Source organism: Deinococcus puniceus (genome assembly GCF_001644565.1).
In the GTDB taxonomy this organism is placed as follows: domain Bacteria; phylum Deinococcota; class Deinococci; order Deinococcales; family Deinococcaceae; genus Deinococcus; species Deinococcus puniceus.
Map to the genome: position 1 here is coordinate 1,159,457 of NZ_CP011387.1, position 18,848 is coordinate 1,178,304.

At 63.4% G+C, this 18,848-nt stretch carries 15 protein-coding genes; 7 read left to right on the forward strand and 8 right to left on the reverse strand.

The features are described from left to right. Nucleotides 1-209: 209 nt before the first annotated feature. Nucleotides 210-1,250, reverse strand: coding sequence for a 23S rRNA (adenine(2503)-C(2))-methyltransferase RlmN (rlmN, locus tag SU48_RS05280; protein ID WP_064014342.1), 1,041 nt, complete (start codon nucleotides 1,248-1,250; stop codon nucleotides 210-212). A 99-nt stretch (nucleotides 1,251-1,349) separates the two neighbouring features. Next, a complete protein-coding gene (locus tag SU48_RS05285; RefSeq protein ID WP_064014343.1) occupies nucleotides 1,350-2,078 on the reverse strand; it encodes a phosphorylase family protein in 729 nt (242 codons plus the stop codon). Nucleotides 2,079-2,501: 423 nt separating this feature from the next. Here SU48_RS05285 and SU48_RS05290 point away from each other — a divergent pair, with 423 nt between their 5' ends. From SU48_RS05290 to SU48_RS05300, 3 genes are all read left to right on the forward strand, one after another. Next, nucleotides 2,502-3,794: an S-layer homology domain-containing protein gene (locus SU48_RS05290; RefSeq protein ID WP_064014344.1), complete on the forward strand. Its 1,293-nt coding sequence runs from the start codon at nucleotides 2,502-2,504 to the stop codon at nucleotides 3,792-3,794. Nucleotides 3,795-4,027: 233 nt separating this feature from the next. After that, on the forward strand, nucleotides 4,028-4,558 hold the full coding sequence (locus SU48_RS05295) for a phosphoribosyltransferase family protein (RefSeq protein WP_064014345.1): 531 nt from the start codon (nucleotides 4,028-4,030) through the stop codon (nucleotides 4,556-4,558). 48 nt (nucleotides 4,559-4,606) lie between these two features. Beyond that, nucleotides 4,607-5,143 (forward strand): phosphoribosyltransferase family protein, encoded by a 537-nt coding sequence (locus SU48_RS05300; RefSeq protein WP_082869675.1) that lies wholly within the window; start codon nucleotides 4,607-4,609, stop codon nucleotides 5,141-5,143. Nucleotides 5,144-5,312: 169 nt separating this feature from the next. Here the strand turns inward: SU48_RS05300 and SU48_RS05305 are convergent, their stop codons facing one another. The 3 genes from SU48_RS05305 to SU48_RS05315 form a co-directional block, all read right to left on the reverse strand. Continuing rightward, on the reverse strand, nucleotides 5,313-6,245 hold the full coding sequence (locus SU48_RS05305) for a complex I NDUFA9 subunit family protein (protein WP_064014347.1): 933 nt from the start codon (nucleotides 6,243-6,245) through the stop codon (nucleotides 5,313-5,315). After that, the gene (locus tag SU48_RS05310; protein WP_064014348.1) at nucleotides 6,242-7,312 is read right to left on the reverse strand and encodes a MerR family transcriptional regulator; all 1,071 of its coding nucleotides are present in this window, start codon (nucleotides 7,310-7,312) and stop codon (nucleotides 6,242-6,244) included. Before SU48_RS05310 ends, SU48_RS05305 begins: the two co-directional genes overlap by 4 nt. A 221-nt stretch (nucleotides 7,313-7,533) precedes the next feature. Continuing rightward, complete coding sequence (locus SU48_RS05315) at nucleotides 7,534-7,914, reverse strand: hypothetical protein (RefSeq protein WP_082869676.1); 381 nt, start codon at nucleotides 7,912-7,914, stop codon at nucleotides 7,534-7,536. 312 nt (nucleotides 7,915-8,226) lie between these two features. On the opposite strand from SU48_RS05315, the gene SU48_RS05320 reads away from it, so the two are divergent. The 4 genes from SU48_RS05320 to SU48_RS05335 all read left to right on the forward strand — a co-directional run bounded on the left by SU48_RS05320 (nucleotide 8,227) and on the right by SU48_RS05335 (nucleotide 13,969). After that, nucleotides 8,227-9,024 carry an enoyl-CoA hydratase/isomerase family protein gene (locus SU48_RS05320; RefSeq protein ID WP_064014349.1) on the forward strand — a complete coding sequence of 266 codons (798 nt, stop codon included), beginning with the start codon at nucleotides 8,227-8,229 and terminating at the stop codon, nucleotides 9,022-9,024. A gap of 190 nt (nucleotides 9,025-9,214) precedes the next feature. Further along, a complete protein-coding gene (locus SU48_RS05325; RefSeq protein WP_082869677.1) occupies nucleotides 9,215-10,306 on the forward strand; it encodes a phosphohydrolase in 1,092 nt (363 codons plus the stop codon). Nucleotides 10,307-10,535: 229 nt separating this feature from the next. Continuing rightward, nucleotides 10,536-12,554, forward strand: coding sequence for a hypothetical protein (locus SU48_RS05330; RefSeq protein WP_064014350.1), 2,019 nt, complete (start codon nucleotides 10,536-10,538; stop codon nucleotides 12,552-12,554). A 230-nt stretch (nucleotides 12,555-12,784) separates the two neighbouring features. Beyond that, nucleotides 12,785-13,969 carry a BMP family ABC transporter substrate-binding protein gene (locus SU48_RS05335; RefSeq protein WP_231881689.1) on the forward strand — a complete coding sequence of 395 codons (1,185 nt, stop codon included), beginning with the start codon at nucleotides 12,785-12,787 and terminating at the stop codon, nucleotides 13,967-13,969. Nucleotides 13,970-14,081: 112 nt separating this feature from the next. On the opposite strand, the gene SU48_RS05340 is transcribed toward SU48_RS05335, so the two are convergent. The 3 genes from SU48_RS05340 to SU48_RS05350 all read right to left on the reverse strand — a co-directional run bounded on the left by SU48_RS05340 (nucleotide 14,082) and on the right by SU48_RS05350 (nucleotide 18,767). Then, nucleotides 14,082-14,756, reverse strand: coding sequence for an MBL fold metallo-hydrolase (locus SU48_RS05340; protein WP_082869678.1), 675 nt, complete (start codon nucleotides 14,754-14,756; stop codon nucleotides 14,082-14,084). Between the two features lie 127 nt (nucleotides 14,757-14,883). Next, nucleotides 14,884-17,136: a S8 family serine peptidase gene (locus SU48_RS05345; RefSeq protein WP_064014351.1), complete on the reverse strand. Its 2,253-nt coding sequence runs from the start codon at nucleotides 17,134-17,136 to the stop codon at nucleotides 14,884-14,886. Continuing rightward, nucleotides 17,136-18,767: a carboxypeptidase-like regulatory domain-containing protein gene (locus SU48_RS05350; protein ID WP_082869679.1), complete on the reverse strand. Its 1,632-nt coding sequence runs from the start codon at nucleotides 18,765-18,767 to the stop codon at nucleotides 17,136-17,138. Before SU48_RS05350 ends, SU48_RS05345 begins: the two co-directional genes overlap by 1 nt. Nucleotides 18,768-18,848 lie beyond the last annotated feature (81 nt).

Below are 18,848 nucleotides of genomic sequence, written 5' to 3' on the forward strand. Positions count from 1 at the left end.
GCAAGGGTACAGTGCCTGAAGAAGACAGGTGGGCTGAACTGCGCTGGGCGCACCAAATTGTCTCATGACTGAGAGGCCAGAGTGGTGGGAGAGCCGCTGGGTTTCTCACAGCGCGGCGGCTCCTGCGTGAGAAACCTCCCCCAGTCACGTAAAGACCGCCCATTGTATGAAGATGGGCGGCCCAGCACAGTAGAAAATGAAAGGTAATTTTACGCGCTCGCTGCACTCCCGGTCACGGCGTCGGGGCGCTTGAGGGCCAGTTGCCCGCAGGCCGCGCCCGCATCCTTGCCGCGAGAACGGCGCACGCTCACGTCCACGCCCCGTGCTTCCAGTTCATCGTAAAAAGCCTGAATCTCGGCTTCGGTGCTGCTCTCGAACCCCGATCCATCCCAAGGGTTCATGGGAATCAGGTTGACGTGACTGACAAGGCCGCGCAGCAGTCCGGCCAGTTCGCGGGCCTGCCACAACTGGTCGTTCACGCCGCGCAGCATGGAGTATTCAAAGGTCACGCGCCGCCCGGTGGTCGCCTGATATTCCCGCGCCGCCGCCATGATTTCCACAATAGAGTTGCGGTGTCCGGTGGGAATGATGCGCTGGCGGGTTTCCTCGTCGGGCGCGTGCAGGCTGATGGCGAGCTTGATGCCCAGATCATCCTCGGCAGCGAGGCGGCGAATGCCTTTGGGCAGACCCACCGTGCTGAGGGTCACGCGCCGTTTGCTCATGCCGAGGGCCTGCGGGTGCAGCAAAATCCGGGCGGCCAGCATGGTGTGATCGTAGTTCAGCAACGGTTCGCCCATGCCCATGAACACCAGATTCCGCAGTTCACGGGGCGCGATGCCCTCGCCGCCCGCGACTGCCAGCACTTGCCCCACGATTTCGCCGGGGGTCAGGTTGCGGCCAAAGCCCATCGCGCCCGTGGCACAAAAGGCGCACTTGGCGGGGCAGCCCACCATCGTAGACACGCAAATGGTGCGGCGATCCAGGTAGGGCATATACACCGCTTCCATCTGCCGCCCGTCGTGCAGAGTAAACAGGTATTTCACCGAGCCGTCGGTGCTGCGAACCGTTTCTATTTCACGGAACGGATTCAGTGCGTATTCTTCGCCCAATGTGGCACGCAGGTCGGCGGGCAGGTTGGTCATGGCTTCAAAGCTGCCCGCGCCCTGAACAAACACCCACTCCAAGAGCTGCCGTTTTCGGAAGCCTTCGAGGGGGTAAGAATCGGGGTGGAGGTCAAGCAGTAAACGCATCCGGCCAGTTTACGGGGTTGCGGCGATTGGGGGCAAGGAGTTGAGGCACGTTAGAGAGTCGGGGAGGCGCCCCCTCTTTCCCCTGCCCCTGCTTCCGCGTCAGGCCCGCCCTTCCGCCCCTGCCAATCTCACCACCGCTTCCAGTGCCACTTGCACCATCCGGTCTACGCCAGCAGCCAGCACATCGTCGGGCACCAATTGGGGATCGCCTATATCGTTGCTGCACGCGGTGAGGCAAGCGGCCCGAAGGTTATGGAGGGCAGCCACCAAGAAGATCGCGCTGGCTTCCATTTCGAAGCCCAATACGCCGCGCGATGCCCACAGGCGGGCGTGTTCGGGCGTGCTGGCGTAAAAGGCGTCTTCGGTCATCACGAGGCCGATATGGTGCGGGGCAGCCAAAGCGCGGGCCGCGTGTGCGGCGGCCTCCACAACCTCGAAGCTGGCGGCTGGGGCGTAGGGAGCGCCGCCCAGCAGTTGGCGGGTGGTGCCGTCATTGGGTACGGCGGCGGTGGCAATCACCAGATCGCCGGGGGCCACCGCCGGGGTCGCGCCGCCCAGTGTACCCACCCGGATCAGGGTTTTGGCCCCCAGCCGCGCCAATTCTTCGGTCACGATAGCTGCGCTGGGGCAGCCCATTCCGGTGGTTTGCACGCTCACGCGCACGCCCTTGTACGTGCCTGTGAACCCCAACAGTTGGCGGTGGCTGGTGTACTCGGTCACGTCCTCTAAATATGTGGACGCGATATGGCGGGCGCGGTTAGGGTCGCCGGGCAACAGCACGTAGTCGGCCACGTCGCCCGGCTGGGCACGAACATGAATCTGGCTCATAGAACAGAGTATAGAGAGGGAGACCTTCATCTGACCCGGCACGAGGCCCCGCGCCGCCGGAGGAGCGGCTGGAGCTGATTTTCCTTGGTGGATGAACAACGACTAAGTGGCACACCCATGAGAGAGTTCTCATGAAGCCGAAGCCTGAACACTCTGACAGGTTTCTCATCTGAACCGTTAAAGCTAGCGCTGCCAACACAAAAATTACTCTCATGTCGGAGGGCTTGTTTATCACGCCCCTCTTATATTCGTGAACTTTCAGTCAGTTAGGCAAAATCCTTTCAATTGCAGCGCAGTGAACAGTCTGATTGTTCATAGGCCACTCACGCCGACTGCCTACGGTATGCACAGGCAGGGAGGCGCTCCGCGTTCCCGTGCGCCATTTTTTTCTTCGTCCTCAGTCCCCATTCAAGGAGAACCACCATGCGTAACACCTTCATTTTGTCTTCCCTGCTCGCTCTCGGCCTCGGCATGGCCAGCGCCCAGACCGATACCGCCGCACCTGCAACCCCCGCAGCCCCTGCAACCGCCACCCCCGCGACCACCGCTGCTCCTGCACAGGTCGTGCAGTTTACCGATGTCCCCGCAGGCCACTGGGCCAAAGACGCCGTTGACCTGATCGTGCAGCGCGGCCTGATTCAGGGCTTCCCCGACGGCACCTTCCGTGGCAACGAGAGCCTGACCCGTTACCAAGCCGCACTCGTGTTCTACCGCCTGCTGCAAAGCGGCCAGCTCAGCAACTCCAGCCTGAGCGCCACCGACCTCGCCACCATTACGGCTGGCATGCAGGAAGTCAGCACCGAGCTGGCCGCCATCAGCACCCGCGTAACCGATCTGGAAGCGTTGACCACCGAACAGCAGGCCCGCATCACGGCGCTGGAAGGCCGCATCGACGCGCTGGGTACGCCCGCCGCCAACGCTGCTGGCGCAGACACCACCGCGCTGACTGCCCGCATCGACGCGCTGGAAGCTGCCATCCGTAACATTCCTGCTGGCCCCGCTGGCCCTGCTGGCGCAACCGGCCCTGCTGGCCCCGCTGGAGCCGCCGCCGACACCGCCGCTCTGGCCGCCCGTATCGCTGCCCTCGAAGCACGCGCCACCACGACGGGCAGCACCACCGGCACCGTGACCACCACGCCCAGTACTACCACCCCAGCGACGCCCCCCACCACTGTGGTCATCGGCAACACCGATACCGTCGTGGACGCCGTTCGCAGCACCAACCTGTACGCTGGCGTCAGCGTCGGCGCTCAGAACACCCAGGGCAATGACCCCTGCTACCTCCTGAACTCCAGTGGCCGCGCCGTCAACTTCTGCCTTTCCGGTGGTGCGATGGTCGGTGCCAACAACGTGATCGGCCCCGTCGGTGTGCGCCTCGCCGCCGAGTACGTCCCCGGCAAGAACGGCTTCAACGCCGACATCAATGCCACCTACAGCCTGAACAACGGCAGCAACATCACGCCTTACGTCGGCGCAGGCTTGGGCCTCACCAGCAGCCGCACCCGTGCAAACGCCAACGCGAGCGCCAGCGACATCTACGCCAACGCTCTGGCCGGTGTGGACTTCCGCGTCACCGACAGCATCACCGCCTTCGTCGAAGCCGATGGCCGCTACTACCTCAGCAACAAGGGCGCAGGCACGGGCCTCGCTGGCACCGCCGCTACAGATCGTGGCTTCGGCGGCACCATCAAGACCGGCCTGAAGTTCTTCTTCTAAGCCTAAATCTCTCCACAAATTGGGAACCTCGAAAGGGGTTCTCTTTTTTTGGCTGGAGCGCGGCAAGCGGTCTAAGGGTCTGAGGAAAGCCAACTCTTCGGCGCTCATTCGTTTTTGCATCAGCCCTATACGGCCAGATTCAGTGGCCAGCGATCAGGACTGATCCAGTTCCGGGCTACCCGAAGAGACGACTCTTTCGCGTCCTCACCTTCCCGCCCTGTACACTCTGCCCTGTGAAAACCCATCATGTTCAGGTCGGCACCGTTTCGCGGGAGTTGCCTATCGTCGAAGTCGCGCCCGGCGTCAGCGTGGCGCTGTTCAATATGCTTGGCGACACCGAAGTCACCGAGGCGGCAGGGAGAGCGCTAGCCGCACTGATTCCCGCAGACGTGGATATTCTGGTCACGCCGGAAGTCAAGGCGCTGTCGCTGGCGCACGTGATCAGCCGCGAGTCGGGCAAGCCGTACATCGTGATTCGCAAAACCCAGAAGCCGTACATGGTTGACCCAGTGGTACGCGAAGTGGTCAGCATCACCACAGGCAAGCCGCAAACGCTGGTGCTGGACGGCTTCGACGTGGAAAAAATCCGGGGCCGCAAAGTTGCCATCGTAGACGATGTGGTCAGCAGCGGCGGTACGCTGCACTCCATCTCGCAGATTATTCAGGAAGTGGGCGGCGAGGTGGCCGCCGTGATCGCCGTGTTCACCGAGGGGCAGGAGCGCCCCGAAGTGACGGCGCTGGGGCATCTGCCACTCTTCACCTGACCTGCCGACTCAACATCTGACGCTGCCCCGCTCCCGCCGCGCTACCCTGTGCGGGTGGAACAACTAAACGTAACTGTCGGGGCCGTTTCCCGTGACCTGCCTACCGTGCGCGTGGGAAGCACCGGGCGCGTGCCACTCGTAGAATTTATTGGCGACCCGGAATTTACCAACGCGGTGGCCGCCGAAATGGTGGCGCTGATTCCCGCCGGAACAGACATGCTGCTGTCGGTGGTCACCAACGCCCTGCCACTGGTACACGAGCTGAGTGACCGCAGCGGCATTCCGTATGTGGTGGTACGTAAAAAGCGCCGCACCTATATGCAAGACCCACTGATCGTAGATGTTCCGAGCATGACCATGGGCGTGTCGGAAACGCTGTGGCTGGACGGCCCGCACGCCGCACGCCTGAAGGGCAAGCGCGTCACGATTGTGCAGGACGTGATCGCCAGTGGCGGCACTGCTCAAGCGTTGGCGCGGCTGACGGAGCGGGCGGGCGGCACGGTCAACGGCTTCTTGGCGGCCTTCAAACAGGGGGAGACGACTGTGCCGCTCCACTTTTTGCAGGAGTTGCCGAAGAGGATTTGATGGGTGGGGCCGTCTAAGGGTCTAAGAGTCGAGGGTCTAAGGTGGTGGGGCGGGGGCGCGGCGGAATTGCTCTCCAGCCCGCTCTAAAAGCCGTCGCTTTTGCACAGAAGTGGCAAAAGCGACGGCTCTAGCTGCTTGGGACTCTTTTCTTAGACCCTTGCCCCTTAGACTAGACCCTAGACCCTTTGACGCCTTCCTCCGCCCCACTGGACGACTTGCCCACCGCCTGCCGCACGATGTCGGGCAGGTAGTCGGGCAGCTTCAGCATGGGCAGGCCAAACGTGCTGCGGGCGGGTTCGTTGGGCGCGGTGTTGCCTTCTTTCAGCATGGCGTACTGGTCGGCGGTAATGGGCGGCTTGGGCAGAATCTGCATGGCAGGCACGGCCAGATTCATCAGGGCCAAGGGCACGGCCACGATGGGTTTCTTTTTGCCCAGCGCCGCAAGCTCCAGCTCCAGTAGGGCACGGAAGGTGAATTCGTCGGGGCCGGTGAGGGCGTAGGTTTGGCCCACGCTGGCGGGTAGTTCCAGCGCCCCCACGAAGGCCCGCGACACGTCCTGCACACTGACCGGGCGGAAGGGGAATTGCCCGTTGCCAATTTGCGGCACGATGGGCGCGGTGCTGACGAGTTCGCGCAAGACACGGCCAAAGAAGTCGTCTCCGACGCCAAAAATCAGGCTGGGCTGAAAAATGGTGAACGCCGCGCCGCTGGCCCTGACCAATGCCTCGGCCCGCGCTTTGGAGGTGCTGTAGCGGCTGGTGCTGTCTTCGCGTGCGCCCAGGGCACTCATATGGACGTAGCGTGCGCCGCGTGGCAGGGCGGCCAACACGTTGCGCGTGCCTTCCACATGCACCCGTTCAAACGTCTGCGTGCCCTGCTGCGTGATGATGCCCACCAGATGAATGACAGCGTCGGGGTTGGCCTGCCCTACGGCCCGCAACACGCTGCCGGGATCGGTCACGTCCAGCGTGATGCCCACCGCGCCCCCGCCGCCCGCCGCTCCACTGCGGCTGCCCGCGAACACCTCGTGGCCCCGGTCTTGCAACTCCCGCACCACTGCTTTACCTACAAATCCTGTCGCGCCTGTCACCAGTACCCTCATGCTTGTTCCTCCGTCGTGTTGGTCTGGATGTGTGGTGCAGCCGCCTGTTTGGCCGGGGGCGTGGCTGACCCGGAGACTCTGCTCGCCTCGGAGACTGCGCCCGCCTTGGAACCTGTGCCCGAGAGCCGCGCCAAAATGATCTGCGTGGCCTGAGCTGCATCTGGCCCAGCATAGATGCCGCCCAGCGTCTGTGCCAGTTCGGGGCGGGCATTGAGCAAGCCGCCGCCCAGAAACAGGGGCAAGTCCAGATCGTTCAGGTCAGGCCACTGGCCCCGTGTGGCGTCCAGTGCCCAGTCGCCGTTCATGGCCAGCAGCACGCCGTGCGCTCCCACCTGCCGCGCAAAAATAGCGAGATCGCCCAGCGGCGTATTGGCCCCCAGATACGTGACCCGCACCCCCCGGCGGCGCAGTACCAGCACCAGCATCATCAGGCCCAGTTCGTGCTGCTCGCCGGGAGCGCAGGCGGCCACCAGCAGCGGGCCAGTGCTGCTTTCTGCCTCCGAATCCAGCAGCGCCGTAATACGGGAACGCAGGAAGGCGCTGGCGTGATGCTCGTGGGCAATCGTGATTTCGCCGCGTGCCCACAGTTCGCCCACATTCACCAAGGCGGGGGCCATCACGCCCAGCAGCACGTCTTCTACAGACAAGTGCAGTTGCGCCTCGGCCAGAATGCGGCTGGCCCCGGCCATGTCGGGGGTCATCAGGGCACGCAGCAGCGCCCCCGACCACGCCTCGCCCGCCCGTTCGCGTTCGGCAGGCGACGTAGAGGGGTTGTCGGTGGGTTGGCCCTCTCCCGGCAAAAACCCGCGTACCGTCAGTTCGGCGGCGCGGCCTGCGGGTACGCCGTCGCGCAAAAAGGCCTGCATCACTTCTATGCGGGCCAGATCGTAAGGCGAATACAGGCGGTAGCCACTTTCGCTGCGGGCGGGCGACGGAAAGCCGTAGCGCCGCTCCCACTGCCGCAGCGTGACGGCCAACACCCCCGTGCGGGCCGAGACTTCGGACGCCGTAAACATGGCAGTCGAGTCCTGTTCCGGCGAAAGAGGTGGAGCGCCGGAATCGTTCATCGCCTCCCATCTTGACCGTTCCGGCGGCACTTGACCGTAAGCAATGCTGAGTTGGTCATGAGCCTGCTCTGACCATCAGGTCTCTTAAGACAGTTCTCCGAATTACGCCACCGAAAAAAGAGACTTTCGGTGGCTCTATTCTCCGTCCTGCTCGGTCAAATTCACTCGCTTCGCTCGGTCATTATTATGACAACTGCTGTAGGGTAAGCTTCAGACGAATTTTACTTGTCGGTGCCGGGCAATGGGTTGCTCCGCACCGGGCCGCCGTCTACGCCTCCGCTTCGGCTGGTGCCGAGGCCGCCCTCTGCGTCGCCGCCCAGATCGCTGTCGCCGTCGTTGTTGGGCGTGCCCTGACGGTCTTCAAAGTCGCTTCCGCCGAGGCGTCCATCGTCGAAGCCGGGCTGATCGTTGGCATTGCGGCTGTCGTCGTCCACATCGGCCCGCAGGATGCTTTCTACGGCCATCTTGTCTTGCAGGAGTTCGCCCGTCGTGCCTTCATCCACCAGTTCGCCGCGAGTCTCGGCGGATTGGCGGGCTTCTCTGGTCATGTCGTCGGTCTGGGCATTCTGGTCGTTGGTGGAATCGTCGTCGCGCTGGGTCATGCGTGCAGGCTAGTCCCGGTGAGTGGGCAGGCGCTGAGTCGGCCTTGATGAAATCTGAGCCTTGATGAAATTTGAGGAGGTGGGGCGGGGAAACTGGCGGGGAAGATCACCAACCCCATGTACAGGAAGACGACACCAGTCGCGCTCGCCCCGATTGGTACAGACCGCAGGGAGGGGAGTGAGCAACGCTAATGCTGTTCTGCACGTGACTCCGAAAAAATGGCGGCCCCTCATCAACATGCTTTCAGACCCTTGAACCCTCGGCCCTCAGACCGCCCCCAAACGCCGCTCGCCCGTGTCAGGATAGGCAGCATGACGATGATCGACGAATACGACTTCCAAAACGTGCAGCTTGACCAGCATGGCCCCATCGCCGTGCTGACGATTGCGCGGCCCAAAGCCTTGAACGCCCTGAACGGCGACACCCTCAGCGAGATTTCGCAGGCCCTCGACCTGATGATCGAAAACGCTGAAATCGGCGCACTGATCATCACGGGCAGCGGAGACCGGGCGTTCGTGGCCGGGGCCGACATCGCCGAGTTTTCCAGCATAGACGGCGTGTACGCGGGCCGCGAACTGTCCCTGTCGGGCCAAGATGTGATGCACCAGATCAGCAGCCTGCCCATTCCGGTCATCGCGGCCATCAACGGCTTCGCGTTGGGCGGCGGGCTGGAATTGGCGCTGGCCTGCGATATTCGGGTGGCGTCTCCCTTGGCCCGCCTTGGCCTGCCCGAAGTGTCGCTGGGTCTGATTCCCGGCTTTGGCGGCACGCAGCGCCTGTCACGCCTGATCGGCATGGGCCGCGCACTGGACATGATGCTCACCGCCCGTCAGGTCAAGGCCGAAGAAGCCCTGATGATGGGCCTCGTGAACTACGTGGCCGACGATCCCCTGATGAAGGCCCGCGAAGTGGCCGAGCAGATCCTGAAAAACGCGCCGATTGCCCTGTCCTTGGTGAAAGAAGCCGTGCGGCGCGGGCTGGACACCACTTTGGAGGGCGGCATGGAAATCGAAGCCGACCTGTTCGGCATGACCACCGCCACCAAGGATTTCCGCGAGGGCACAGCGGCTTTCTTGGCAAAACGTCCGGCAGATTTTCAGGGCGAGTAGGGTCAGTCTCAATCCGTTTCAGCTCTAGGACGTTCAGCCTCAATAAATCAGGATTCAAGCTCTTGTCAGACCAGTTGTGATGAAATGAGCGCCCGGTTCAGGCCGGGCCGTTTCTATTTCGACTCGTGTGCTACGCGCTGTGAACTGGGGTGGCTGGGCAAGGCGTAAGCGCCAGCAGGGGAGAACACAGATGAACGACGATTCCAAATTGCCCGTGCAAGACGCTTCAGATCAACTCGAATCCGCATCGGAAGCCAACGCGGGCGACGCCAAATTTACCCTGAGTGTGTCGGGCGGCAAGGTGCAGGACGTGGAAGGCAAACAGCCGGGGCGCGTGGTGGAATATTCCACGCCCCGTGTGAAGCTGATCGAGGAAGCGAATCAGGCCATCCGCCTTGATCTGGAGCCGTACCCCAGAGCGTTGGCCGCCTACAACGCCCTCCGCAGCGACCCGGAAGCGTTGGCGCACTGGGACATGGCGAATTACATCACCATGAGAAAGCTCGGCTACAACGATCACGGGCGCGTGCACGCCTTTATTACCGGGGCGGCCAGCCTCGCCATTACCGAACTGCTGCTGGACGCTGGCGTGAAGACCGACATTATGGAATCGGGGGTGGGCGACGCCGAAGACGTATTTCTGACCATCATTCTGGGCACGATGCTGCACGATATCGGCAACCAAGTTCACCGGCAGGGCCATGAGGCGCACGGGGTGGCGCTGGCCCTGCCGATCCTTGACCGCATCATGGGGCCGCTGTACGCCGATCCGTTCAAGCGCACCAAAGTTCGGGCTTTTATTCTGGGGGCCATCAACTCCCACGACCTGAATCCGGCTCCGCTGACCTTAGAAGGCGGCATCGTGGCTGTGGCCGACGGCACCGATATTACCAAAGGCCGGGGCCGCAAGGCGTTCAATCTGGGCAGCGTCGATATTCATTCCATCAGTGCGCTGGCCGTCGATCAGGTGGTCATCGAGCGGGGCCGCCATATGCCCGTGCTGATCAGCGTGACCATGAACAATTCCGGCGGTATTTTTCAGGTGGAAGAAGTGCTGGCCCCCAAGGTGATCCGCACGCCCATGCGGAAATACGTAGAACTGCGGGCCACCACGCGCCCGCAAGGCGACGAACAGATTTTGTCGCGGGTGCGGTTGGACGGCGACCATTTCGTGATGGATCTGGAAAGCGGCGAAACGGTGGCCGTAGAAGTACAGGACAGCCAGAAGAAAATGCAGGACGCCGTGACCCAGAATTTGGGAGTGGGCGTGCAAAACCGCTAGTGTAAATTGAGCTAGGGGTAACTCTGGAACGTGGCCTGAATGCCTTGTGCTTGATTGGTTCTGGTGTGTGGCGACTGTAATTTCAGGGCAAAAACAGGGTTCAAATGAAGAGGCGGCGTGCATGATAATTTTGCACGCCGCCTAAGCGTGTTCGCTAAAGCCTCTATGGATGCCCTCTGGCTCGGTTCCCACCCGATCTCCACCCCACTGCGCCGTATACTTGCCCACAATGAAGCCGATTGGTGTGTACGTGGCCGCACGGGAACTGCCGGGCCGTGACGTGGCGAGAGGAGGGTCTGTCCTCACCGGAGTGCGGACACTGCGGGCCACAGACCGCCTGACCGGAATGCCTGTGCTGGTGCATGTGTTGCCACACTCGCCGACGCCCCCCGCGCTGCCTGTGCCGCAGTTGCCCGACCACCCGGCCTTGCTGCCCTACTCCGATGCGGGCATGGACGGCAACGACGCCTACCTTGTTACGGAACTCCCGCTGCACGCGGTGTTAGCGGCTGACCCGCTGCTGGCGGCGCGGGGGGCACTGGCGGGATTGGCAGCCCTGCACGGCGCGGGTTTGGTTCACGGGGGCGTCAGTGCCTCGCAACTCTGGAGTGTGGACGGGCGCGTGGCCTTGGCAGGTGCGGGCCTCCCTTGGTCAGAGGAGCCGGGATCGCCTGACGACGATTTGCAGGCCCTGGCCGACGCGCTGGCGCAACTGGGCGGCGTCCCCGAACCGCTGCGGGCTTTGCAGGACACTCCCGGCACCCTCACGGCGCAGGCGGCATTGGCGCGGTTGCAAGTGGGGACGGCTTCCGGTGATTCAGATGGCTCTGGTCAGACCAATTCCACTCAGGCCGATTCCAGTCAGGCTCGCTCTGGTCAGGCTGCCGCGCCCGCTCCGGCTTCCTCAGTCCAGACGTTGCCTGCACTGGCCCCCGCAGAGCAACTGCAACTTGAGGCCCAGCAGGTTGATCTCCCCGCGCCCCATGACGGCACGCCTATTGTCTTGGACGACGCTGCCGTTGCCCCTGCGCCCAACGCCGCTGATCTGGACGCGCCTAGCGGCAAGGCGCAAGGGGCAGTGGTCGATGTGGCTTTTCCGCATCTGTCCCATGTACCAGCGGTAGACGACGCACACCCGCACCGCGCCCCCGAACCTGCCGAACAGCCCAAGCCCCAAGCGGAGGCAAGTCGGCCTAGTCCCAGCCCATCTGACACCGTTGGGGCAGACTCGCGCGTTCCGGTGATCCAGATAGACCTGACCCAGCCTGGTCTGAGTGAATCTGAACTGAGTCGACCCAGTCCCGGTGCCTCTGATGAAGGCGTGACCATCACGGCGATCCGGCCCCTTGCCGCTCCGGAATCGCCGCCGAGTCTGCCTGCCGTGTCGCCCGTGTCGGCCTATTCCAACGCACCGCCCGGAGTGGCCGAAACGCCGCAGGAACGCCGCAAACGCCAGAACGACGAGCGCCGCGCACAGGCCATGCAGGACAGCCGCGCCGCCGCCGAGCGCAAGGCCGCTGCCCGCCGGGAGCGAGAGGCGGCGCAGCCAGCAGTGGTTCAGATCGAATTTGATGATCTGCCGGAATTGCCCGGAGTCGGTTCCGAGAGTGAAAAGATCGGGGGGAATGGGCCGCGCTTTCCTACACCGGTGAATGTGGAGCGCGTGCCCGCGTCTATGCGCCGTGCGCCCCTGCCGCCAGAAGAGTCGGAGGAGCCTGAGCAGAAGACACAGGTGGAAAGAACACAGGAAGTGGGCCGCCTGCCCGCCCGCCGAACTCAGGGCGAACCGATCCGCATCGGCTGGGCCGAAGACGATTCTTGGCGCGTGGTCAGAGCGCCCGGCAAGGCGGCTCCGGCCCGTCCCCGCGCCCCGCGTTGGCTGCTGCCCCTGCTGGCGGCCCTGCTGCTGCTGGGCGGCGCGGTCTGGGCCTTTTTTGCGTTGCCCAGTGTTAATCAACCCAGTGCCAATCAACCCGGTGCCGATCAACCCGCCGCCGAAGCGCCCTGCTGCACCGTGCGTTTTACCGTGCAGGGCGCAGCCGGAGTCACGGCCCGCCTGACGGTGTTGGAAGCGCCGGACGGGGCCAACCTGACCCCCGGACAGGATGTGGGCGTGGCCCCCGGCCCCATCAAATTGCCTGTGCGCGGCACCTACCGCCTGCGCGTGGCCGCCGATGGGTACGCCCCCGGCACGCTCAGCGTCACGGCTCCGACTTCACAGCCCATCCGCATCGACTTGGGGCCGTAGTCGCCCCCGGCAGCCGTTGCAGCAAGTCCCGCTTCATCAAGTTCCCCAGAGTCAGAGGTCTGGGGGTCAGGCGTCAGACCTTCCCCTGACAATTTGCATAGAATAAAGGCAGATTTAAGATTGTTCGGTTCAATCTGCGTCAGGTTGCCTTCCCGCTCCGTTCCGCTGTGTTTTCCCTCGGATCACCGTTTTCCTCAGATCACCGCGCACCCCTTCCCCGGAGGATGTTCATGAAGAAACCCGTACTGAAACTGTCCATGCTGGCTGCTACCGTTCCCGTGACGTTGGTCCTGCTCGGCACGGCGGCCAGCCCCGCAGCACAGGCGCAAACTGCGGCCAAACTCAAGGCCTGCTTTATTTACGTGGGGCCAGTGGGCGACATCGGCTGGAGCTACGCGCACGACGAAGCCCGCAAAAAGACCGAGAAGGCGCTGCCTTGGCTGGAAACCAAGTACGTGGAAAGTGTGCCGGAAGGTCAGGCCACGCCTGTCATCGACCGCCTTGTGAAGGACAAGTGTCAAGTCATCTTCACCACGTCTTTCGGCTTTATGGATCAGACCTTGGAAGCGGCCAAGAAGTACCCCAACGTCATTTTTGCCCACACCAGCGGCTTCAAGCGTGCGCCCAACATGGCCACCTACATGGCCGACTTCTACCAGATCTACTACCTGAACGGCATGATGGCCGCCGCCCTGAGCAAAACGGGCAAGCTGGGCTATGTGGCCGCGTTCCCCATTCCGGAACTCAAGCGCCACATCAGCGCCTTTGCCCTCGGCGCACGCGCCGTCAATCCCCGCGCCGTGGTGAACGTGAAGTGGATCAATGCGTGGGTCGACCCGAACAAGGCCCGCGAAGCCGCCGAAGCCCTGATCAGCGAGGGCAACGACGCGCTGGCCTTTACCGAGGACACCGCGACGGTGGTGCAGACTGCCGCCGCCCGCAAGGTGCCCTCATTCGGCCACTACAGCCCTATGTACAAATTTGCCCCCGATTACGTGGTCAGCGGGCAACTCGTTCACTGGGAGCGCATTTACATCGACTTCCTGACCAAAGTGCGCAATAAGACCTACACCACCAAGAACCTTCAGAACGTGGACTACTGGAACCTGCTGCGCGGCGGCTCGGTGGAACTCGGCGCACAGGACGGCATGGCGATCAATCCCAAGTGGGTGCCGCAACTGAAGGCTGCCAAAATGACCGTGAACGGCAAACAGGTCAGCGTGTATGACCGCGTGATGGCCCTGAAAGCCGACATGGAGAAGGGCGGCAAATTTGACCCCTTCACTGGCCCGATTAAAGACCGTAACGGCGTACTACGCGTAAAAGCAGGCAAAGTCAGCACCATCGCGGAGCTGAACAACATGAGCTGGGTGGCCCCCGGCGTGATGGGTCAGGTGGCCGACGAGCCGAAATAAGCCTGAGCGCTAGGCAGTAGGACACCCCAGCAGTAAGACGACCTGAAAGAGGGTGTGGGAGACAGAATCCAAGTCTCCCACACCCTCTTTTTCACAATCCACCCTCTACAATCTAGCTGTCCCTTCCTGCCCTCTGCCGCACTTGCTCCGGCGTCAGCGGCCTGCCGTGCCCCGGCAAGATCACCCGTAACTCCATCTGCGCGATGTGCTGGAGCGTCTGAAGTGCCTGTGTATGATCGGCGTTGTAAGGCGCGTGGGGCAGGGCAGCCCGCATTCCACCCTTGCCGTCTGGGGCGGACAACACGGCGTCGGCAGCGATCAGCACGCCGTTCCTCAGCAGTCCGATCTGACCGTGTGAATGTCCGGGCAGGGCCACGACTTCCCAGCCCACGACCTGTTCGCCTGCCCCCACACCAGTCAGGGACGCGGCAGGCACCTTGGGATGCAGCCGCGAAATGACGGCCCCCATCCCCGGCATTCCGGCGGGGTAGGGCAACTCGTGGCGCTGTCCCGTCAGTTGGGCGTGTTCCAGCGGGTGCGCCAGCAGGGGAAAGCCCAACCGCGCCGCCACGAATGCCCCGCCTGCATGGTCGACATGGGCATGGGTCACCAGCACCGCGTCCGGCTGAAATCGACGCAGCAGACGGGCAAAATCTGGGGCATAAGGCAGCGCCCCAGTATCTACCATCAAGCGCCCCTGCGGGCTGGTCAGCAAAAACACGTTGGCGTACCTGCGCTTAATCTGTACGCCCTCGCGGCGGAGGAGGTCTGCGGAAAGGGCCGTCACAAGACTGGATAATGGCACAGACAGCGCAGATGCACAGGGTCATCAGGACGGCAAAAAGGGGCGACTCCCACGCCGCCCCTCTGTCCTTTACTTCCACTCCCTGACCGATCCGTCGTGGCCGATGGGCCTACTTGATGGTCACCAACGCGCCGTACCAGTGGCCGAGGCCTTCGCTGCCGCTGGTGTTGGCGTATTTCAGGTACACGGTGGTGGCGTCTGTTGCCTTGAAGGTCGCGGTGCTGTCGGCCAACCCGCCGAGGCCGCCTGCACTGGTTTGGGCACCGGCCAGCGGGGTGCCCGTGGCGTCGACCACCGTGACGCGGGCGCTGGCTTTGCTGCCTGTGGCGCGGGCGATGGCGTGTACGGTCAGGGTTTGTCCGGCGGGCACCACGAAGCGGTGGAAATCGGTGTCGGGTGTGCCCGCAGGTACGCCGGGCGCGGGCGGAAGCACGTAATTGTCGTTGCTGAAGGTGCCGCCCAGCAGGAGGCCCTGTGCCAGTACCTCGGCAGGAGCGGCGCTGAAATTGGTGGCGGTGGCCGGGCTGCCGTTGCGTGCGGTTGCGCCGTACTCGAACAGATCGGCCTCGTGCTGGTAGCTGCGGGTCACGGTTGCGCCGCTGGTGACAGTCACTTTGCCCAGCAGGGGGGTGCGGCTGCCGCCATACACGGCCCAACTCGGGCCAGCCACGCGCACTTCGTACTCGCCGGGTTCTATGCCGTAAAAGAAGGCGCTGCCCCAGGCGGGGGCCGGGGCGGCCTTGGCGTCGGCTTCTGCGCCCTCCAAGTCACCGTTGCTGGTCTGGGCCAGATAATCCAGCCCTTTGTTTTGCCCGCCCAGCGGCGTCAATATCACGTCGCTGCCGGTCAGCGGCGACCCCATCACCAGATCGGCCACCTGCACCACTACTTTGCCGCCGTCTGCGGGCACGCTGGCCGCCGTGAAGTTGTTCAGGGCCGTCAGCACATTCACGCGCTTGTCGGTGGGCAGGCGCGGGTCTTTCATGGGGTCGCCGCCCGCCACCAGCATTTTCTTCACCTGATACGGCGTCAGGGTTATGCCCAAGGTCTTGGCCCGCTCCAGCAGCAGGGCCGAGGCTCCGGTGACGACTGGGGCCGCCATGCTGGTGCCGTTGAACAGCCCATACGACTGGGCACGCTGCGCCGGGGGCAAGCTTTCGTTGATGTAGGTGGTCAGGCCCTGATCGCCGGGCGCGTACAGATCGACCCGTTTGCCCACGTTGCTGAAATCGGCCTTCAGGTCGTCACCGATGCTGGCCCCTACGCTGATGACGCCGGGAAATGCACCGAGTCCGTTGTGCAGGTCGCGGCGGTCATTGCCTGCCGAGGCCACTACCACCACATTCTTGCTGAGCGCGTAGTCCACGGCGTCCTTGAGGGTTTGGCCGTAGCCGCCGCCGCCCCAAGAGTTGTTCAGCACCTGTGCGCCGTGATCCACAGCCCAGACGATGCTGTAGGCCACGTTGAAATCGCCCGCAAAGCCCTTCTCATCAAAAATTCGCACGGGCATCAGTACGGCGTCTGGGGCCACACCCGCGCCGCCTTTGCCGTTACCGAGGCGCTCACCTATGGTTCCGGCGCTGCCACTGCCGTGAGAACCGCTGGTCAGGGGCATGTCGGGCGTCAGTTCCTTCAAGGTCGTGGCGTCAAAGCCGGTCACGATTTTGCCCTCGGCCATCAGGTCTTCGTGCTGGCGGTCAAAATCATCGTCGACTACGCCCACCACGATGCCTTTCCCGGTGGCGATGCCGCGCACCTGATCGGCCTTGATCTGGCTGATCCACCACTGCTTGGCCGAGAGGGGATCGGCGTCTGCGAGCGGCTGGAGGGCGGCCTGCGTGCCTAAGCTCTGTGTCGCTAAGCTCTGTACGCCCACGTTCTGGTTGGTCACGTCGCCCAGCAGGCGGCGGCGCTGATTGACCTCGGCGTAGCGTGCGCCGCTGATCTGGAGGGCGCGTGCGGTGCGCTGAGGCGACAGCGCATCGGGCAACACCAGCAGCGCCGTGTTCAGCTGGGGCAATGTGGCTTTCACTGTCGCGCCGAGGTGCGCGGCCAGACGCGAGAGCTGCGCCTGACTGGTGTAGCCCACCACCACTTCACCAGAGGTCAGGTCGCCCGCTTCACGCTGAAGGGAGGCTAGATCCGGCAAGGACTGGGGGGCCAGCTGTGCAAAGCTCTGGACGCCGAGGCGTGCGGCCAACGACTGCCCCGCCTTCAGGTCGAATGCTGGCGTGGTGGCGACTGGGGTTTCGGTAGGCGGAACATTGCTTGTGGGCGCGGCAGAATCGGTGCCGCCGCAAGCCGTCAGCAGCAGGCCGAGGCTGAGGGCCAGCAGCGCCGTGTTCAGGGGTAGATGCTTCATCAGTTGCTCCCGTTTCCGGTGGTAAAGGTGCTTATGAGACCCTCGCAGACGGGGCCGCCGAAGTTGCAGCCGCCGTTGGGCGAAAAGATGTTGTAGTAGTCCTGCGCGATGCTCACAGCCCGGCCATCGGCGCTGAAGGCCGCCGCCGAGACATCGAAGGAATACGAGTGGAACGCTTCGAGCTTGGGCAGCAAAGCTTTGCCGTTTTCATTGAACAAGACGCTGTAGGTATTGCCTGTCATGGTCAGCGCGGGCGACTTGCCGTCGTCGGTATACACGTTGTTGCTGGCTTCTCTGGTGTCGCCGCACAGGGCGTCGCCCCAGAAGCAATACGCGCCGAGGCTGGGATAGTCGTTGACCAGCGCGTAGAACTTGCGGTAGTCGCCCACCTTTTTGTCTACCGTCCAGCTCAGGGTGGGGGTCAGGCTGACGCCGCCGCTGCGGTTGCCGGGCGTCAAGTCGGTCAGCTTGAAGCTGTCGAGCGGCGTAATGTCGACCACAGGGCTATTGATGCTCTGGGTGCTGGTGTAGGCCTGCACGTAGTAGTACATTTTTTGGCCTGCCACCAGCGCCGGATCGCTGATACGCACGCCGTTGGCGAAGCCGTCTGCCGCCGCAACTGTGCGGACGAGGCGGAAGGCGGTGTTGTCGGCGCTGCCGAAGACCCGGAACCCCAGCACGTCTCCCTGAAGGCCCGCCTGATAGTTGAATTTCAGTTCGGCCCACATCTGGCTCTCTTCGGTGGGCGCGGCAGTGGGGCGCACGCCCGAGTTGTAGCCTAATTTTTGAGCGACGGTGTAGGCCATAGCGCGGGTATCCAAAAACGCGCCCAGCGGCGTCGTCACCGGCTGATCATCCGTAATATTGACCGGAATATAGCTGTTGACCCGGTTGGAGTTGTAATCGTAGGCCACCAGATTCAGGTACGTGGGGCCGCGAATACCGCGCAGGGCGTTGCCCGTCACGGCCAGCTTGGCTTCCATGACCGTGTTTTTGGGGTCGTTCTCGCCCAATGCGCGGCTGCCGAAATAGCCAGCGCCGGGGGTGTTTTCCAGACCCACGTTGGCATACACGATTTCGGGACTCAGGCCCGCGTCGCCCGCCGTGACGGTCAGCCCCAGCGTCACGCCTTTGCTGGCGCTGAAGGTGTACGCCTTGGCCGGGTCGTTAGACAGTGCCACACGGGTTTCGCCTTCCAGCGCCGCCGCACCCAGTTCGGGAGCCACGGCCTTGTAGGTGCTGGAAAACGCCATCTTTTGCACCACATTCAACTGTTGCCCCGCGCCCAGCACCGGGTAATTGACCACACGTGACGCCGCGTAGCCGGGCTTGGCAAAGCTGAGCGAGTAGGTACCGGGCGCGACACTGAGCACAAATGTGCCCTTGTCGTCGGTGCTGGCGGTGCCCACAGTCGTGCCGCCGCTGTCGGTCACGGTCACGGTGCTGCCTGCTACCACCGCGCCGGAATTGGACGACACCACGTAACCCAGAACGCGGGTGCTACCTGTGCCGACGATATTGCTGCTCGGCGGAGTGGTGCCGTTGGGCGGGGTGAGACCGTCGGGAGACGGAGTGCAGGCCGCCAGCAACAATGCGCTGCTGAGGGCCAAGACGAGGTGTGATTTTCTCATGAGAACTCCAGATCAAGAGTGCTGACTCGGTGAGGGCGAAAAGAAGGAACGACGGCCAGAACTTCAACGACAGACCTACCC

What these genes read in the sequence shown, in the direction of transcription:
- SU48_RS05285 (WP_064014343.1), bottom strand. Translation starts at nt 2,078, where the DNA reads ATGAGCCAGATTCATGTTCGTGCCCAGCCGGGCGACGTGGCCGACTAC.
- SU48_RS05345 (WP_064014351.1), bottom strand. Translation starts at nt 17,136, where the DNA reads ATGAAGCATCTACCCCTGAACACGGCGCTGCTGGCCCTCAGCCTCGGC.
- SU48_RS05335 (WP_231881689.1), top strand. Translation starts at nt 12,785, where the DNA reads ATGAAGAAACCCGTACTGAAACTGTCCATGCTGGCTGCTACCGTTCCC.
- SU48_RS05315 (WP_082869676.1), bottom strand. Translation starts at nt 7,914, where the DNA reads ATGACCCAGCGCGACGACGATTCCACCAACGACCAGAATGCCCAGACC.
- SU48_RS05290 (WP_064014344.1), top strand. Translation starts at nt 2,502, where the DNA reads ATGCGTAACACCTTCATTTTGTCTTCCCTGCTCGCTCTCGGCCTCGGC.
- SU48_RS05305 (WP_064014347.1), bottom strand. Translation starts at nt 6,245, where the DNA reads ATGAGGGTACTGGTGACAGGCGCGACAGGATTTGTAGGTAAAGCAGTG.
- rlmN (WP_064014342.1), bottom strand. Translation starts at nt 1,250, where the DNA reads ATGCGTTTACTGCTTGACCTCCACCCCGATTCTTACCCCCTCGAAGGC.
- SU48_RS05310 (WP_064014348.1), bottom strand. Translation starts at nt 7,312, where the DNA reads ATGAACGATTCCGGCGCTCCACCTCTTTCGCCGGAACAGGACTCGACT.
- SU48_RS05330 (WP_064014350.1), top strand. Translation starts at nt 10,536, where the DNA reads ATGAAGCCGATTGGTGTGTACGTGGCCGCACGGGAACTGCCGGGCCGT.
- SU48_RS05350 (WP_082869679.1), bottom strand. Translation starts at nt 18,767, where the DNA reads ATGAGAAAATCACACCTCGTCTTGGCCCTCAGCAGCGCATTGTTGCTG.
- SU48_RS05320 (WP_064014349.1), top strand. Translation starts at nt 8,227, where the DNA reads ATGACGATGATCGACGAATACGACTTCCAAAACGTGCAGCTTGACCAG.
- SU48_RS05325 (WP_082869677.1), top strand. Translation starts at nt 9,215, where the DNA reads ATGAACGACGATTCCAAATTGCCCGTGCAAGACGCTTCAGATCAACTC.